At 63.5% G+C, this 17,134-nt stretch carries 14 protein-coding genes; 7 read left to right on the top strand and 7 right to left on the bottom strand.

Going from position 1 to position 17,134, the window contains the following annotated elements; all coding sequences use genetic code 11:
* Positions 1–185: 185 nt before the first annotated feature.
* Complete coding sequence (locus QY049_RS29875; protein ID WP_258764717.1) at positions 186–1,289, bottom strand: citrate synthase/methylcitrate synthase; 1,104 nt, start codon at positions 1,287–1,289, stop codon at positions 186–188.
* 82 nt (positions 1,290–1,371) lie between these two features.
* On the opposite strand from QY049_RS29875, the gene QY049_RS29870 reads away from it, so the two are divergent.
* Positions 1,372–2,586: a citrate synthase family protein gene (locus tag QY049_RS29870; RefSeq protein ID WP_194479131.1), complete on the top strand. Its 1,215-nt coding sequence runs from the start codon at positions 1,372–1,374 to the stop codon at positions 2,584–2,586.
* A 6-nt stretch (positions 2,587–2,592) separates the two neighbouring features.
* Here the strand turns inward: QY049_RS29870 and QY049_RS29865 are convergent, their stop codons facing one another.
* Positions 2,593–3,252, bottom strand: a complete 660-nt coding sequence (locus tag QY049_RS29865; RefSeq protein WP_194479132.1) for a DedA family protein — start codon at positions 3,250–3,252, stop codon at positions 2,593–2,595.
* Positions 3,253–3,548: 296 nt separating this feature from the next.
* Between QY049_RS29865 and cobS the strand changes: the two genes are divergently transcribed.
* From cobS to QY049_RS29840, 5 genes are all read left to right on the top strand, one after another.
* Positions 3,549–4,547 (top strand): cobaltochelatase subunit CobS, encoded by a 999-nt coding sequence (cobS, locus tag QY049_RS29860; protein WP_028141859.1) that lies wholly within the window; start codon positions 3,549–3,551, stop codon positions 4,545–4,547.
* A 54-nt stretch (positions 4,548–4,601) separates the two neighbouring features.
* A complete protein-coding gene (gene cobT / locus QY049_RS29855; RefSeq protein ID WP_258764719.1) occupies positions 4,602–6,503 on the top strand; it encodes a cobaltochelatase subunit CobT in 1,902 nt (633 codons plus the stop codon).
* The gene (locus QY049_RS29850; protein WP_258764720.1) at positions 6,500–7,570 is read left to right on the top strand and encodes an esterase-like activity of phytase family protein; all 1,071 of its coding nucleotides are present in this window, start codon (positions 6,500–6,502) and stop codon (positions 7,568–7,570) included. Before cobT ends, QY049_RS29850 begins: the two co-directional genes overlap by 4 nt.
* 208 nt (positions 7,571–7,778) lie before the next feature.
* The gene (locus QY049_RS29845) at positions 7,779–8,891 is read left to right on the top strand and encodes an NADH:flavin oxidoreductase/NADH oxidase (protein ID WP_258764721.1); all 1,113 of its coding nucleotides are present in this window, start codon (positions 7,779–7,781) and stop codon (positions 8,889–8,891) included.
* Positions 8,892–9,052: 161 nt separating this feature from the next.
* Entirely contained in the window at positions 9,053–9,463 is a 411-nt protein-coding gene (locus tag QY049_RS29840) for a hypothetical protein (RefSeq protein WP_194479136.1), read from the top strand.
* Between the two features lie 258 nt (positions 9,464–9,721).
* Here the strand turns inward: QY049_RS29840 and QY049_RS29835 are convergent, their stop codons facing one another.
* The 5 genes from QY049_RS29835 to rpmB form a co-directional block, all read right to left on the bottom strand.
* Entirely contained in the window at positions 9,722–9,973 is a 252-nt protein-coding gene (locus tag QY049_RS29835) for a PilZ domain-containing protein (RefSeq protein ID WP_258764722.1), read from the bottom strand.
* 189 nt (positions 9,974–10,162) lie between these two features.
* Complete coding sequence (locus QY049_RS29830) at positions 10,163–11,512, bottom strand: DUF2235 domain-containing protein (protein WP_258764723.1); 1,350 nt, start codon at positions 11,510–11,512, stop codon at positions 10,163–10,165.
* A gap of 75 nt (positions 11,513–11,587) precedes the next feature.
* Positions 11,588–13,876 (bottom strand): S8 family peptidase, encoded by a 2,289-nt coding sequence (locus QY049_RS29825; protein WP_258764724.1) that lies wholly within the window; start codon positions 13,874–13,876, stop codon positions 11,588–11,590.
* A 145-nt stretch (positions 13,877–14,021) separates the two neighbouring features.
* A complete protein-coding gene (locus QY049_RS29820) occupies positions 14,022–15,092 on the bottom strand; it encodes an AAA family ATPase (protein ID WP_258764725.1) in 1,071 nt (356 codons plus the stop codon).
* 221 nt (positions 15,093–15,313) lie between these two features.
* Positions 15,314–15,619: a 50S ribosomal protein L28 gene (rpmB, locus tag QY049_RS29815; protein WP_258764727.1), complete on the bottom strand. Its 306-nt coding sequence runs from the start codon at positions 15,617–15,619 to the stop codon at positions 15,314–15,316.
* Between the two features lie 529 nt (positions 15,620–16,148).
* On the opposite strand from rpmB, the gene QY049_RS29810 reads away from it, so the two are divergent.
* Positions 16,149–16,958 carry a DUF3108 domain-containing protein gene (locus tag QY049_RS29810; RefSeq protein ID WP_258767107.1) on the top strand — a complete coding sequence of 270 codons (810 nt, stop codon included), beginning with the start codon at positions 16,149–16,151 and terminating at the stop codon, positions 16,956–16,958.
* Positions 16,959–17,134 lie beyond the last annotated feature (176 nt).

Below are 17,134 nucleotides of genomic sequence, written 5' to 3'. Positions count from 1 at the left end.
TGAACGAAACGAGAATTGTGTTACCCATGTCGTCGGTTTGATCTGTTACCTATGTCGCCGGTTGCTCACGCTAGCGCCGGATGAGGGGTTGCATCCGCGAATTCAGATGCGCGAGGTTCGCGCGGAGAGAACCCCTCTCCCACAAGGGGAGAGGGAAAGCGCTTCGTTCCACCCGCGCTACCTCATCACGCAACGTATGGCTTCGGCATCGCGCCCACATAGGACGAACTCGGCCGGATCAACCGGCCCGTCCGCTGCTGTTCGCGCGCGTGCGCGGTCCATCCTGCACTACGCGCCACCGCGAAGATCGGCGTGAAGGCCTGCCTTGGAATCGTCAGCGCATCGAGCAGGATCGCGGTGAAGAACTCGACATTGGTCTCCAGCGGCCGCTCTGGATTCTTTTTGCGGAGTGCTGCGCGGATATAGGCTTCGACCTCGCCGGCAAACGGCAGATCGGCGCCGTTGGACGCGAGCGCCTCGACCGCGGTCTTCAGCACATCGGCGCGCGGATCGCGCACGCGATAGACGCGGTGGCCAAAGCCCATCATCCGTTCGCCGCGCGCCAGCGCCGCATCGACCCAGGGCTGGATCCGCTCGCGCGATCCGATCGCGTCGAGCATTTCCAGCACCGGCTCCGGCGCGCCGCCATGCAGCGGACCGGTGAGCGCGCAATAGCCGGCGGTGACGGCCGCGAACAGATCGGCCTGTGTCGAGGCCACCACGCGTGCGGTGAAGGTCGAGGCGTTCATGCCGTGATCACTGGCGGTGACGAGATAGGCATCGAGCGCAGTGACCTCGCGTGCGGCCGGCGCGTGCCCATGCAGCATGCGCAGCGTATCGGCGGCGTGGCTGAGGTTCGGATCGGGTGCGACCGGATCGAGCCCTTTTGCGCGCCGGACCAGCGCGCCCGCGATAACCGGAAACGCGCCGACGATGGTCGCTTCATGCGCGAGGCCGTCCTCGGCGCGCAAGCCCGCGACCGCCGCACGAAACCCGTCGACGATCCCCATGCCTTGCGTCGTCGGCAGCAGGCCGGAAAGCCGAGCAAAGGCGCGCTCGCGCGCCGCCCCCAGGCTCGCCCGCACATTGGCTTCGCTCAGCGTGGTCTGGCTGGCGCCATTCCAGAGCCGAGCGGTGACGCCCTCGAAACTCGAGGCGGAGGCGAGCGTGCCGACATGCTCGCCGGCAATGATCAACTCGCCGCGCTCGCCATCGACATGGCTCAGCACGGTTTCGGCTGCGGGAACGCCGTCCAGCCCGATCTGGCTTTTGGTGAGGTGGATGTTCATGGCCCAAATCTCCCTTTTGCACTGCACCGTGGGAAAATCGGGCCTCTCGACAGATTGATCAATCTTGATTACATCAATCAATATGAAAAATTCTGAAGGTCTGTATCTCTCCGCCCGGGAAGCCGCGGCCGAGCTCGCGATCTCGCCGGCCACGCTCTACGCCTATGTCAGCCGCGGCCTGATCCGCTCGGAGCCGACGCCCGACTCGCGCAAGAACCGCTACCGCGCCGAGGATGTCCGCGCACTGAAGGAGCGTCGGGTGCCGTCGCCGGAGCCGCGGGGCTTGCGCAGTTTCGATGCCGATCTGCCTGTCATGGATACGGAGATCTCGACCATCACCGAGGAAGGCGCCATCTATCGCGGCGTGAACTGCGTCGATCTCGCCGAGAACGACACGCTGGAGCACACCGCAACGCTGCTCTGGGACGTCGCCGACGTCGATCCCTTCGCGCCCGACAATCAGCCGAAAATCTCCGATGAGATGCGTGCGATTGCGGAAGCTGCACGACGCGCGGCGCCGATCGATCGTGCGATCGCCGTGCTCGCGCTCGCGACGAGCGCCGATTCCCGCGCCTTCACCCGCGCGCCGGATGGCCGCGCGATGGTCGGCGCGCGCATCGTCCGGCTCCTCGTTGCCACGATGCTGAATTCCGAGCCGTCATCCGACGCCTTGCATCAGCAGATTGCGCGCGCCTGGGCTGCCGACAACAAGCATGCGGGCGATCTCATCCGCCGTGCACTGGTGCTGCTCGCCGATCACGAGCTGAACGCCTCGACCTTCACGGCGCGCTGCGCGGCTTCGACCGGGCTCAGTCTCTACGATTCCGTCATCGCCGGCCTCGCTGCGCTGAAAGGACCAAAGCATGGCGGCGCCGGCGTGCTGGCCTCGCAACTGGTCAAGACATTGGTCGATCGCGACGTCGAGCCGATGGTGCGCGAGCGCGTTGCGCTCGGCGAGCGTTTTCCGGGCTTCGGCCACGGCGTCTACAAGCGCGGCGATCCCCGTGCGCAATCGTTGCTGAATGCGCTGGCGCGCGCCGGCGCACCGCGCAAATTCACGAAAGAGGTGCCGGATCGGATTGCGGAGGCGACCGGCGAGTTCGTCAACATCGACTACGTGCTCGCCGTGCTCGTGCACGCGCTGCGCCTGCCTGCAGGCAGCGAGCTCGCGCTCTTCGCGATGGCCCGCAGCGTCGGCTGGATCGCGCATGCCAGCGAGCAATTGCAGTTCGGCAAGCTGATCCGGCCGCGGGCACGGTATGTGGGGCCGGCGCCGGGGCGGAGGGCCGGAGCCTAGCTAAATTCAGCCTCGGGGCTTGGCCGCCGCGACAACGCTGCCGTGCCTCCGGCGGATGGTCCAGATCGCCAGCCCCAGCACGATCGCGATGCCGACGACGCTGAAAATCCAGATGTGCTTGCCGATATGCTCATGGTGCGGCAGGCCGGCATATTGGTGCAGAGCCGAAACCGCCAGGACGCCCGGCAGCACATGGGCCGGCGCCCAGACCAGGATCGCCGGGATGTTCACCGCGTAGAATTTGGCCGGCGCCATGTCGAGCGCGCCGGCGGTAATCGGCACGAAGGCGCGGATCGGCGGCACGAAGCGGGCGAAGAACACGGCCCAGGTGCCGAAGCGATGGAAGAAGGCCTCGCTCTCCTCGACCACGCGCGGGTAATTCGCGAGCGGCCAGGTGTCGAGGATTTCGCGCTGCTGCCGATGCCCGACCCAGTAAGCCGATCCGTCGCCGAGCACGGCGCCGGTGACGGCCGCCAGCAGCACCCATTGCAGCTTCAACTCTCCGCCGGGAACCAGCGCGCTCAGCGCCAGGATGATGGTCGAGCCCGGGATCACCGATCCCACCACCGGCACAGCTTCGAGCAGCGCTGCCAGGAACAGGGTCAGATAAGCCAGCCACGCATGGACTGAGACGAAGGAGATCAGGGGATCAAGGAAGGACGTCACGTCGTCTCTGTCACGGGCTGGGGCATTCGGGTTCAGACCCTTACATAAGTAAGACGGGGCGAAGAAAGTGCCATTTGCTTGGGCAGGCGGCTGTCCGGCGCGAAATTTGGGCGAGATTTGCAGGGCAGCCTTCCCAAAATCGCGTTCCTTGCCTATCTAAATGAAAAGACAACGGAACTTTGATTGGCGCGCGGGCTTCTGCCGGCACGTTGTCTCTGATAGGTTCGCAGCCGCACCCAGCCGCAGCCAACGTGCAAATAACTGGTCTCGGGACCGCCCGGGGCCTCGGAGGATTGATGACGACCGCCGCCCTGTCCAAAGTTGAGGAAGTTTCCGGTTTGCCCGACATGAAGGTGTCGGTGCGCCAGGTGTTCGGGATCGACAGCGATCTCGAAGTGCCGGCCTATTCCGAAGTCGATCCTCACGTCCCTGAAGTCGATTCCGACTACCGTTTCGACCGCGCCACCACGCTTGCCATTCTCGCCGGCTTCGCCCGCAACCGCCGCGTGATGGTCACCGGCTATCACGGCACCGGCAAATCCACCCATATCGAGCAGGTCGCCGCTCGCCTGAACTGGCCCTGCGTGCGTGTCAACCTCGACAGCCACATCAGCCGTATCGACCTCGTCGGCAAGGACTCCATCGTGGTCCGCGACGGCAAGCAGGTCACCGAATTCCGTGACGGCATCCTGCCCTGGGCGCTGCAGAACAACGTCGCGCTGGTGTTCGACGAATACGACGCCGGCCGTCCGGACGTGATGTTCGTGATCCAGCGCGTGCTGGAAGTCTCCGGCCGCCTGACGCTGCTCGACCAGAACAAGGTGATCAAGCCGCATCCGGCGTTCCGCCTGTTCGCGACCGCCAACACGGTCGGCCTCGGCGATACCTCGGGCCTCTACCACGGCACCCAGCAGATCAACCAGGGCCAGATGGACCGCTGGTCGATCGTCACCACGCTGAACTATCTCAGCCACGACGAGGAAGTGGAGATCGTGCTGGCCAAGGCCAAGCACTATCGCACCCAGGAAGGCCGCGACATCGTCAACAAGATGGTGCGCCTTGCCGATCTGACCCGTAACGCCTTCGCCAATGGCGATCTGTCCACGGTGATGAGCCCGCGCACGGTGATCACCTGGGCGGAAAACGCCGACATCTTCGGCGATATCGGCTTCGCCTTCCGCGTCACCTTCCTCAACAAGTGCGACGAGCTCGAGCGTCCCCTGGTCGCCGAGTTCTACCAGCGCTGCTTCAACGCGGAGCTGCCGGAATCGGCAGTCAACGTGGCGCTGTCCTGATTTCCCTCTCGGTGTGTCGTCCCGGCCTTCGCCGGGGCGACGGATCAAGGTGACATGACCACCTCCAACTCCAAATTCCGCAACAGCAAGGAAGCCCCGACCGAGCCGTTCAAGCGCTCGGTGGCGTCCTGCCTGAAGGCGATCGCGAAGTCGCCCGAGCTCGACGTCTCCTTCGCGGCCGAGCGCCCGGGCCTCGCGCCCGGCAAGGCGCGGCTGCCCGAGCCCGCGCGCAAGATGACAAAACGCGACGCGGCGATCGTGCGCGGCCACGCGGACTCGATCGCGCTCAAGATCGCCTGTCACGACGCAAAACTGCATCGCAAGCTGATGCCCGGCAATCCGCAGGCGCGCGGCGTGTTCGAGGCGGTGGAGCAGGCGAGGGTCGAGGCGATCGGCGCGCGCCGCATGGCGGGCGTTGCGAAAAACCTCACCGCGATGCTCGACGATCACTTCCATCGCGGCAAGTTCGACGAGATCACCGACCGCGCCGACGCGCCGCTCGCCGATGCGCTGGCGATGCTGGTGCGCGAGCGCCTCACGGGCCTCGCGCCGCCCGCGGCCGCCAGGAAGATGGTCGATCTCTGGCGTCCCATTCTCGAAGACAAGATCGGCAAGCGGCTCGACCGGCTCGACGGCGTGGTCGAGGACCAGACCAGGTTCGGCGATGCCGTGCATGACCTGCTGACCGCGCTCGAGCTCGGCGACGAGCGCAACGCCGACAGCGAGGACAACGACGACAACGACGAGAACCAGGACGGCGACAACGATCAGTCCGGTGCGGAAGGCTCGCCGGATTCCGACGCCGCGCAGGAGATGAGCGCCGACCAGGCGCAGGCCTCCAGCGAGGAGATGAGCGAGAGCGCGATGGAAAGCGCGCAGGCCTCGACCTCGGACACCTTCGACGACGGCGAGCTCGGCGACGACGAGACGCCGGGCGAGGCGACGCGTCCGAACGCGCACGGCAAGAACGAGCCGCGCGGGCCGGAATATCACGCCTTCGCGCCCAAGTTCGACGAGGTCATCGCCGCCGAGGATCTCTGCGACCATGACGAGCTGGAGCGCCTGCGCGCCTATCTCGACAAGCAGCTCGCGCATCTTCAGGGCATCGTCGCGCGCCTCGCCAACCGCCTGCAGCGCCGCCTGATGGCGCAGCAGAACCGCGCCTGGGAGTTCGATCTCGAAGAGGGCATTTTGGACCCCGCGCGCCTGTCGCGCGTCGTCACCGATCCCTATCACCCGCTGTCCTTCATGCACGAGAAGGAGGCGACGTTCCGCGACACGGTGGTCACGCTGCTGCTCGACAATTCCGGCTCGATGCGCGGCCGCCCGATCACGGTCGCGGCGACCTGCGCCGACATTCTCGCCCGCACGCTGGAGCGTTGCGGCGTCAAGGTCGAGATCCTGGGCTTCACCACGCGCGCCTGGAAGGGCGGGCAATCGCGCGAGGCGTGGCTCGCCGCCGGCAAGCCGGCCAATCCCGGCCGCCTCAACGATCTCCGCCACATCATCTACAAGTCCGCCGACGCGCCCTGGCGCCGTGCGCGGAAGAACCTCGGCCTGATGATGCGCGAGGGCCTGCTGAAGGAGAACATCGACGGCGAGGCGCTCGACTGGGCGCACAAGCGCCTGCTCGGCCGGCCCGAGCAGCGCAAGATCCTGATGATGATCTCGGACGGTGCGCCGGTCGACGATTCCACGCTGTCGGTCAACCCCGGCAATTACCTCGAGCGGCATTTGCGCCACATCATCGAGGAGATCGAGACCCGTTCGCCGGTCGAACTGATCGCGATCGGCATCGGCCATGACGTGACGCGCTACTACCGCCGCGCGGTGACGATCGTGGATGCCGAGGAGCTCGGCGGCGCCATCACCGAGAAGCTCGCCGAACTCTTCAGCGAGACCAACACGGCGCCGACACAACCGGCCAATCGCCCGCGACGCAAACTGCATTCGTGAGCACGCTTCAATCCCGCCGCAGCTTCATTGGCCACGCGGCGGCGGGATTTTCCACTCTCGCTCTGCCTCGGCTCGCGCAAGCGCAGGCCGTTGCCAGGCCCGCGCAGCCCGAGCATGCCGTCACCGCGCCCGCCAGCATCGAGGTCAACGCGCGGCCAATCCCGTCCTTCGAGCCGCGCGACCGTTCGCGCGTGCGCTTCGGCTCCCTGCAATATCGCAGCGGCCTCGTCCTGACTTCGCCGCATCGCGGCTTCGGCGGCCTGTCAGGCCTGCGCTTTCTCGACGACAAGGGCGAGCGCTTCCTCGCGCTGTCCGATCAGGGCGCCTGGTTCACCGGCGCCATCCGCTATGCCGGCAGCAGGATGGTCGGGCTCGACGACGTCGAGGTCGCGCCGATGCTGAACGCCGAGGGCCGGCCGATCACCGAGAAGCGGCTCTGGTACGATACCGAGTCGCTCGCGCGCGACGGCTCGACCGTTTATGTCGGGCTCGAGCGCGTCAACCAGATCATGCGCTTCGATTTCGCCAGCGGCGGCACGCGCGCCCGCGGCGAGGTGCTGCCGACGCCATCAGGCTTGCGCAAGCTGCCCACCAACAAGGGGCTCGAGGCGCTGGTGTTCGTGCCGAAGGACATGAAGGGTCAGCCGCTCGCGGGCACGCTGATCGCGATGTCGGAAGGCGGCATCGATGCCGACGGCAACCTGATCGGCTTTTTGATCGGCGGTCCGTCGCCCGGCCAGTTCAGCGTCAGGCGCACCGACAAGCAGTTCATCAGCGATGCGGTGCTGCTGCCGTCCGGAGAGCTGCTGATCCTCGAGCGCAAATTCTCCTGGTTCACCGGCATCAACATCCGCATCCGCTCGCTGCCGTTGAAGGCGATCGCGCCGGGCGCAGTGGTCGACGGCCCCGTGCTGTTCGAGGCCGATCTCGGCCACGAGGTCGACAACATGGAAGGCATCGACGCCCATGTCACGGCGGAGGGCGAGACCGTGCTGACCATGGTGTCGGACGATAATTTCTCGCTGCTCCAGCGCACCCTGCTGTTGCAGTTCACGCTGGTGGAATAGCCTCGCTGTACCCCGCCTGATAGCGCTCTCGTGTCCCCGGCGAGCAGCACCGCTGCGCGCTGCGCTGCGTCCGGGACACGAAACCGTTGTCCAGCGGCAATGCATGGCCCCGCGCGCTGCCATGCCCGCTGCGCAACTCGCAATCCGCCATCCGCCCACTACACTCCATGCAATTGCTTCCATCCCTCCATCCCCGGATCCCCCTCGCATGAGCGCCCTGTTTTCCCCGATCAAGCTGCGCGGCCTGACGCTGAAGAACCGTCTCGTGGTGTCGCCGATGTGCCAGTATTCGGCCGAAGACGGCGTTCCCACCGACTGGCATTTCACCCACATCAACAATCTGGCGCTGTCTGGCGCGGCGATGTTCTGCATCGAGGCGACCCATGTGGAAGCGATCGGCCGCATCACGCCGGGCTGCCTCGGGCTCTACAACGACGCCTCCGAAGCCGCGCTGAAGCAGATCCTCGGCTCGGTGCGGAAACACTCGCACACGGCGATCGCGATGCAGCTCGCCCATGCGGGCCGCAAGGCGTCCAGCGCGAAGCCCTGGGACGGCGGCCAGCTCATTCCGCTGAGCGAGGGCGGCTGGCAGACGGTGGCGCCGTCGGCCGTGCCGCACAAGGAGGGCGAGGCGGCGCCGGTCGCGCTCGATGCTGCCGGCTTGAAGCGCATCCGCGAGGCCTTCGTCGACAGCGCAAAGCGCGCGGAGCGCATCGGCATCGATGCGATCGAGCTGCACGGCGCGCACGGCTATCTCATGCATCAATTCCTGTCGCCGATCTCGAACCGGCGCACCGACGAATATGGCGGCTCGCTCGAAAACCGCATGCGCTTCCCGCTCGAGATCTATGATGCGGTGCGCAGCGTGTTTCCGCACGACAAGCCGGTCGGCATGCGGGTGTCGTCGACCGATTGGGTCGAGGGCGGCTGGGATCTCGCGCAGACCATCGAGTTCGCCAGGGCGCTGAAGGCGCGCGGCGTCGACTGGATCGACGCTTCCTCCGGCGGCGTCTCGCCGCTGCAGAAGATCACGCTCGGCCCCGGCTACCAGGTCCAGTTCGCAGATGCGATCAGGCGCGAGACCGGCCTGCCGACCATCGCCGTCGGCCTGATCACGGAAGCAAGGCACGCCGAGGAGATCGTCGCCAGCGGCAAGGCCGACATGGTCGCGCTCGCCCGCGGCATGCTCTACGACCCCCGCTGGGGCTGGCACGCCGCCGCCGAACTCGGTGGCGAAGTCGAGGCGCCCCCGCAATACTGGCGCTCGCAGCCGTCCACGCAGAAGGCGCTGTTCGGCAAGACCACGTTCGGGGCGCGGTGAGCTGTCTTCGCCTCCCCGCGCGAGCGAAGCGCGTCGCGCCCCCGCGGGGAACGGGGAGAGGGAGCAACACAGAACCCGCGCATCCGTAACTCTCCTAACCTTCCACCCAGGCCAAAATGGGCCTAACCTCTGACCCATCCGCGGCATCACGGAGGTCCGCCATGCGGTTTCGTGTTCGCAAGACTGCTCACGTGTTCGAGCGATTGGGCCTCGCGATGGCGGGCGCCGCGTGCGGGCTGTTCGTCGGCGCCTATGTCGGATCGGCGATACCCGCGCTCACCACGCAGGGCTTTCTGCTGCTGATGATGCTGCTCGGCATCGTCGGCTTCTATCTCGGCATCGACACGCCGCAACTTCCCTTCGATGACGCGCACAGTCATATCGACGCCGCCGAGCTCCTGAGCTCCGCCGGCACCCTCTGCGCCACGCTCACGGCGCTCGCCTCCGTCGCCGTCATCGTGCTCCGCCTCGAGCCGCACGACGCGCTGACCTGGCTGGTGTTCCTCGGCTGGATCGGCGGCGTGGCCATGCAGATCGTCGCGGGCGCGAAGGCCAGGATGCGAAAGGCGTGAGGTTGTTATTGTTGCGAGGGATCGTGCGACACGCACGCTGCGTTCCCTCCCCCCTTGTGGGGGAGGGCTAGGGAGAGGGGTGGTCACACGGCGCGCCCTATCGACTCCAGCGCGATTCCGTTGCCGCCAATCAGCACCGTTTGCTGAGCCACCGCTCTCCCCAACCCTCCCCCACAAGGGGGGAGGGAGCCGAGCGGGGTGCTTGGCGACGTCTTCGGCTCACATCGATGCGTTTGAAAAGCAGCCTGTTCAGCGCGCCTAAAACACCACGCCCACCCGCGTGCCGCGCTTCCACGCGATGCGGCAGCGCTTCTTGGTGTTGACGTGCAGCAGCTCGAAGCGGTCGGGGATGTTCACCTGCCCGCCGAGATCGACGCAGGCGCCGCCAGGCGAATAGTCGATCAGCGTGCACGGGATCACAGGCGCGCGCGGGTCGGTGATGATCTTGGCCTGGCGGGACACCAGGCCCGCCGGCTTCACACGGGCGTACTTTCGCGGATGCTGTGGCACGTGTCCTCCTGCTCCGCTGTTCTTGCGGAGGTCTCGCCTGACATGATGCCGGCGGAGGTGATGCGATCAGGCTAAGGCCGGGCGGAGAATTTTAATGAAAAGTGGCGCCGATCGGAGAATGCGGAGGTAGCGGGGTGCTCCACCCGCTATTTCCTCCGCAACGGGATAATCCCCAAGAGGAAAGAGCCCTCACCCGCCGCGCTCTTCGAGCGCGTCGGCCTCTCCCGCAACCGGGAGAGGCGAAGCCGGATCCACCCCCGGTGCCACCGGCATCGGCACCGTCACGAACTCCTTCGGCATGTTCACCGGATGATAGTCCGGCTCCACCGCCATGCGCTTCAGCACGCTCTCATGCACGTGCGCGCCGCCGGGAATGACGCGCGGCTCGCAATCGGGGATGTAGAACCCCAGCACCACCTTCCTGTCCGGCCATTCCTTGTACTTTGCGCTCTTCGGAATGAATTCCAGCACGCGCCAGGCCGCGCTCATCGAATCGTGCAAGCTCCCCGACTTGCCGGTGTAGGCGGGCGGGACGTACTGGAACGGCGAGTTCTTGCGCTGGATGCCCCAGGCGAGCTGGTTCACGGTGCGCGGGTTGAAGTTCAGCCCGGCCTTCGCGGCCTCGTCGATCATCCAGATCAGCGGATATTTCGATTCCCCGCTCTCCGCCTCCGGATAGCCGCCGCCGACGTCGCTGTGCACGCCGGCGAACCACACCTGCATGATGTCCTGCGGCACCTTCTTCTCGTCCGGCACGTAGCGGTTGCTCCAGTACTCCTGCGGCTCCTCGTACACCTTCAGGCGGAACATGCAGCGCCGCTCGTCGATCGCGATCGCCTGGCGGAAGATGGCGACGCTGGGGTTGCGCAGCGTGAAGGCGAGCTCCTCCAGGCTTGGCAAGAACAGGCGGTCGGCGCGCGGCACGATCACGCTCGCCACCGTGTCCCACACGCCGATGAAGTGGATGGTCGGCCAGCGCGTCGAGGTGATGCGCGCGAACTGCGCGGCGAGGTCGAAGGTGCCCTGCGGTAGCGGCCCCTGGTCGTCGACATCGACATTCTGGAGGTCGGAGATATCGTTGCCGCGCCCGGTGCCGGAATATTGCTTGTAGGCGACGAGGCCCGAGCCTGCGAGGTTCGCCTGCTCCGGCGAGATCAGCCCGATCTTGTGGATGAGCCCCGCCAGCACGCGCACGGTGTAGGCGCCGCGCGAAAACCCGAACAGATAGATCTTGTCGCCGGGCGCGTAATGCTCGACCAGGAAGCAATAGGCCGAGAGCACGTTGTCATCGAGCCCGTAGCCGGTGGCGAGCCCCAGCACCAGGTTGACGTCGGCCTTGATCCGGTGCCACGTCGACGGCTTCGTCACCGTGCCGACGCCCGGATCGTAGAACACCATCTGCCGCGGCTGCGTCCTGTCGGTCTTGCGCAGGCAGCGATAGAGCTTCAGGACGTTGGAGATGTTCTCCGAGATCTCGTTGCCGGTGCCGTCGCAGCAGATGACGAGGTTCTTCGGGTCGCGGTTGGGTGCGTGGTCCACGGCGTGCGCCTCCGGGTGATGCTACCGGGGCGAGTATAGCGGATTTTAAAGTCCGTTCGGTGAAAATCGCTTTAGTTACACTTGTGCGCGAATCGGTACTCTCGGTCGCACTTGGATGCTTGTGAGAATTTCTTCATATATTTGAGCTTCTCCGGGCATCTCAATGGTGATCACCAAGCCAAATGGAATTGGTTCATCTATTGGTGTCGCTTGATCTCGCTCTCTTTGAATTTGGATCGGAATTGTCGCCCCGTTCTCCGCTTCGCCGATTTGTGAGCTAGTCCATCTTCGATGAACGACAGTTCCACTTTCAGACTGGCTATTGGACGGCTGATCTGACGTAGTGGTCACGCCGGTCAATTGCAGAGAACTTCGTTCGAGTGAATCGATCTTGAGCTTCACCGCTCGATAAGCCAAGTGTCCTGGACGGGTAGGGGTAAACCAGGCCAGTGTGGCGCGTATTTCTCTCGCAGCAGCTGAGATAGAAAGTGACTGGGGTACGCGCAGATCAAAGATTATAGACTCTTCCGGACCCAGTGTTCCTGTTGCCCACAGGGTCGCACGGTCATTCATGCATGCAACGACATTATCAGGGTCAACAAATCCGAAGCCCAAGTAGCGACTAACCTCGCGCCGCCAATGTTCATGATGAAGCGTCGATGTTGGGTCGACGACGGCACGAACAAACACTTCACTTCCGCGCCAGGAAGCAGAATGGACCAGAAACGACTTTAGAAGAACGGCGCGCTCGATTAGCGACATCGCTTGGATGAGTTGCGGGTAGGCCTCTTCGAGAGCATCGAATATCCGGTGTCCAGAGTGGGTAGCCAGAGCAGCGGCAGCGCTTGTACCGATCGTGAAGTGCGTTCCTAACGTCCCATTTTGCGACGGAGCCGCAACTCTTAACCCCCAGAAACGGCTAGGATTGGGATGTGGCGCTAGGTTCACGGGCGAAGACGCGGGCTCAATCCTAACCCTTTCTCGGCCTCCAGCAAATAAAGCCTCGGGCTTAATTGCTCGTCGTAGCCCGGGTCCAAGTCTAGAGGAGAAGTTTGGCATCTCCATACCGGCGAAAGGTATGAAGGGTGTCGCACCCCTAAAAGTCTCCCGCGAGGAGTCATAGTGCCAAGCCCCGATCGTCAGTGAATTAATGCTGTCGGCAGGAGCGAGGATTCGGCGATCGGCCTTCACAGCGTCGATGCCTGCGAGAGTAGTTTGGGTCCTTGTCTCGAGCGGAGCCGCGCTGAAGCTCGCCTCATCGGGAAAGTCCTCTAGAACAACCGCGCGGCCGCAATTTCCTGCGCTTATGATGAAGAGTATGCCGTACGCGTAGGATAGGTAATCGAGTGCACGAGCCCACGTAGATATTTTTCCAGAGAAGGGCTTGGTCGTGTCACCAAGAGATAGGTTCACGATGATCACTTCTTCCCCGCCAGCGCTTCGCATGCGTATGACAGCTTCGAAGATTACGTCGACTACAAGTCTGTTTTCGTCAAATCTCTCTACGCCAAACGCAGGCGCATACATTACGGGCCTAAAGTAGATCTGACGACTTAAGGGTGAAGGTGCATCGTTCAGGTCGCCGTGAACAACCAATGAAGCAATCGCCGTTCCGTGTACACGCTGGCCAACCGCACGAGCCTCAAGATCGTCAGGGTCATCGATTCTTAGCCGATCGGCAAGCAATGGGTGGGCTTGAACGGGAATCGCATCGAAGACGGCGGCGATCGGCCGCTCTCTAATGGGGGCAGGTCGCGCAATACCTTCTGAGATCACCTCATCAGCGACATCAATAGCAGTTCCGATGCTCTGGGGAGTGATTGCGACAATAGGATCTGCGCCGGCGAGCGATGTCGGGTCGAGCGCAGCGATACGGCGCACTTCTGTCGCAGGAACTTCAACTAGGACGGCGTGGTACGCGAATTCAGGTCGATAGGTTTGATGAACGACCGTTCCTCCGATGGTCGCAATGGATTGGCGAGCATCGCGTTCAGTCGATCGCGACGCCTCGATTGAATTTCTGAAGACTAGTTCAATCTCTAGTCTGAACAGTTCGGCATCTGGTGCCCCGTCCGCGAGATCATGGAAGTATTCTTGATTTTCACGGGAAACCCGATCGGAGGGCCCCCAAGGGCGAACAGTGCGAAGCTGTAAGAATAGGTCTCTCCAAGGCGTGAAATTTCTTGGGACGGTACCCTCGCGTACCCAAAGCTCCCAAAGTGAAACGATTTGCTGCAGTGCGCCCAATTGAGGGACAAGCAAATAGAACTCGGGGCTCGTATCGAAGTCGTCGGCCTCAAGCTCTTCTTCACCGGCAAACTCCAATCCTTCGATGCGCTGGATTGCTTTGGCGAAGTTCTGCACCGAGCCAGTGACTTCAAATACAAGAAGCCGTTCTGGGGCTAAGGAGTTCGGATCTGATCGGAGCTGAAGGATCGCGTCAGGGCGGCTAAGAATATTCTGTAGTCGAGAAAATACGGGCCCGTGGTTCTGCGCTTGTGCTTGCCGATCAAAGCGTCTTGCTTGTCCTCCTCCGCCGCCCGATCGCCGTCTTGGGACGTCTCTTGGACTGTTTAGACGCAGAAGCGGCTTCTGAGGGTCGTAAGGCATCTGGCGTAGCAATAACCCTTGATGTCCATAATTCAACTTGCTCGCGTAGAATATCCTTCAGCTCGCGATTTGCGAGTGAAAGTATGTGCCGTCGTCGAACCGTTTGGCAGAAATCCAAAGCTTCCGCGAAGCTAATGACCCCCAATTTGCTGGCTAAGGTGTTCGCCGATAGGCCGGCACTCTCTGGCCAAGTCTCAAATTGGCGGTCTAAGAAAGCTGCTAGCGCATCATGGGATGGCAAAGGCATTGCGAGGCGAAGTTCGAAGCGACGCCATACTGCTCGATCTAGCAATTCAGCGTGGTTTGTAGCGGCGACCGTTACAACGTAGCTCGGTAAACGATCAATTTGCATCAGCAAGAAGGAAACTACTCGCTTGATCTCACCGGTTTCGTGGCTATCCCCGCGCTCTTTCCCGATCGAGTCAAATTCGTCGAAGAACAGGACGCAAGGAACAGTGCGAGCGTAGTCGAATAGTCGCGCCAAACGCGTGTTAGTTTCGCCAAGGAACGAGCCAACGAGCGCATCGTATCGAACAGTGAAAAAGGGGACCGCCAAAGCCTCTGCGACAGCTTCTGCAATTGAGGTCTTGCCATTGCCCGGAGGACCAGACAGCAGCAACCGATGTCGCGGCTGCATCCCGTGAGCTCGAAGTAAGTCCGCTCGATGTTGTTCTTCGATGAGTTGCTTTACTTGTTGGGAAACGGGAAGAGGCAGGATCAATTCTTCCAGTCGCCGACGCGGGACAGTTTCGATAATGCTGTCTTTGCCGGACTGAGAATTCGCTGATGCTACGTTGGCGGGCGGTGTGATCGTGACGGCTGAAAGCGCTCTTTGCAGGCGATCGGCCAGCACATGGTGGTTCTTGCTCCGCTCTTCTGCAACGGCAGCTTCTACAGATGAACGCAAGGCTGCCCGATCGCCGGTAGCACCAGCGCGAACTATTGAAAGAAGGAGGTCACTTCGTGCCACCGATGAGCTCACAGTGAAGCTATTTGCGCAAGGCTAACACGAGCTCAGGCCAATACATAGAAGGGCTGAGCTGTGGCTCACAACTTGAAACGCAAATGGTCAAAAGTCTTCGTACAAACAAAAACGGCCGGATCTTTCGATCCGGCCGCAACGCAAAATTCTACTCGGCTAAGCCTACGCCACGCGACGCAACTTAGCCCCCGCCCAACTCTGGAATTGGATCAGCTGGCCTTCTTGACCGGCGCGTCGCCGACCTTCTTCTGGATGGCGCGCTTGAGCTCGAGGGCGCGCGGCGACAGGGCGTCGGCGTTGGCCTTGAGCAGAAAGGTGTCGAGGCCGCCATTGTGGTCGACGCTCTTCACCGCGTTGGTGGAGACGCGCAGGCGCACGTTGCGGCCCAGCGCTTCCGAGATGAAGGTCACGTTGACCAGGTTCGGCAGGAAGCGGCGCTTGGTCTTGATGTTGGAGTGGCTGACCTTGTGGCCGACGAGGGGGCCCTTGGCCGTCAGTTCGCAGCGGCGAGACATGGCAAAAATCCTTGTTTCGAACCCCCAACGATTGCGGCCGCCATTCGGGGCGCCACGGGGGCTAATTCTGTGTCCTTGCAGGGAGCGGGCGGACGTATAGGGGGTGAGGGCCGGGTAGTCAAGGATTTGGGGCGGGGTTTCATGCCACGCAACAGGTGTCATCGCCCGGCTGGACCGGGCGATCCAGTATTCCAGAGGCCGGCGTTTGAGAGCTCGGCCTCACCAGATCCGTCTCGGCGTACTGGATACCCCGCTTTCGCGGGGTATGACAGCGGAATGGGCGGACAGAGGTATCGCAGCCCGCGGGTTCGGCCAATCACCAAAACGGCAGTGTTTGAAGCGTCTTACCATCACAAAAGCGGCGCAATCGCCGATGAATAGTCCGGTGAGTTCCCTGGCTTTGGCGCCTGGATGCATTGCTTAGCGCCGCAACTGGCTTAAGTAACAACCACTCGCTTCCCGATTGGATCGTCTCGTGCACACGCTCACCCTCTTTCCGCCCCGGCTGCGCGCGGCCGGCAGGCTGGCTTTGGCCGCTATCAGCGGGCTGATGCTGGCGTGGGGGGCCGCGCCGGCCGCGGCGCAGGGCAAGCTCGAGGCGCAATACGAGGCCTCGCTATCAGGCATTCCGGTCGGCCGCGGCGCCTGGAACATCGATATCCAGGACGATGTGTTCTCGGCGGCGGCCTCCGGCGGCACCACCGGCATCCTGAAATCCTTCGCGGGCGGGTCCGGCACCGGCGCCTCGCAGGGGCGCATCGTCAACGGCGCGCTGGTCGCCTCCGCCTACCAGGCCTCCACCACCACTTCGAAGAAGACCGAAGAGATCCACATCACCCTCGACAAGGGCAATGTGAAGGAGTTCGGCATCATTCCGGAGCCGCCGGTCGACCCCGATCGCATCGTCGTCACCGATGCGCATCGCCGTGGCGTGTTCGATCCGATGACCGCCTCGCTGGTCCGCGTCCCCGGCACCGGCGATCCGCTGTCGCCGGAGGCCTGCCACGGCAGCGCGCCGGTGTTCGACGGCCGCATGCGCTACGAGCTCAGGCTCGATTTCAAGCGCATGGCGACCGTGAAGGCGGAGAAGGGCTATCATGGCCCGGTCGTGGTCTGCGCGCTCTATTTCGTGCCTGTGGCCGGCTACATCCCCGACCGCCCCGTGATCAAGTACCTCGCCGCCCAGCGCAACATCGAGATCGCGCTCGCCCCGGTCGCGGGCACCAGGATTTTGGTGCCGTTCTGGCTGAAGGTTCCGACCCCGCTCGGACCGGCGATGCTGGAAGCGACCAGCTTCATCACGACGGCGCAGCCGCCACGGGTAGCGAAGACGCAGTAGCGCTGCGCTGCGATTCCCCGTTACATCAACGGCTTACCCGCCGCCACCGCGCCATCGGCCGCAAGGCCCTTTCTACTGTGCATGGGGTTGTTTTCGCGCGATTGCGTTGGGGCGCCGCTTTGCCGTGAATCCATTTGACTCCGTCCCGATTCTGATTCGACTCCGCGCCATCCCCA

Origin of the sequence: Bradyrhizobium sp. WYCCWR 13022, from assembly GCF_030435535.1 — a bacterium.
Classification (GTDB): domain Bacteria; phylum Pseudomonadota; class Alphaproteobacteria; order Rhizobiales; family Xanthobacteraceae; genus Bradyrhizobium.
The sequence above is the reverse complement of the archived record's forward strand: the minus strand, read 5'-3'. Positions and strand labels throughout refer to the sequence as shown.

Bases quoted from the DNA above. Each gene is read 5' to 3' on its own strand.
- QY049_RS29840 (WP_194479136.1), top strand. From the start codon at position 9,053: ATGCGGTTTCGTGTTCGCAAGACTGCTCACGTGTTCGAGCGATTGGGC.
- cobS (WP_028141859.1), top strand. From the start codon at position 3,549: ATGACGACCGCCGCCCTGTCCAAAGTTGAGGAAGTTTCCGGTTTGCCC.
- QY049_RS29845 (WP_258764721.1), top strand. From the start codon at position 7,779: ATGAGCGCCCTGTTTTCCCCGATCAAGCTGCGCGGCCTGACGCTGAAG.
- rpmB (WP_258764727.1), bottom strand. From the start codon at position 15,619: ATGTCTCGCCGCTGCGAACTGACGGCCAAGGGCCCCCTCGTCGGCCAC.
- QY049_RS29875 (WP_258764717.1), bottom strand. From the start codon at position 1,289: ATGAACATCCACCTCACCAAAAGCCAGATCGGGCTGGACGGCGTTCCC.
- QY049_RS29870 (WP_194479131.1), top strand. From the start codon at position 1,372: ATGAAAAATTCTGAAGGTCTGTATCTCTCCGCCCGGGAAGCCGCGGCC.
- cobT (WP_258764719.1), top strand. From the start codon at position 4,602: ATGACCACCTCCAACTCCAAATTCCGCAACAGCAAGGAAGCCCCGACC.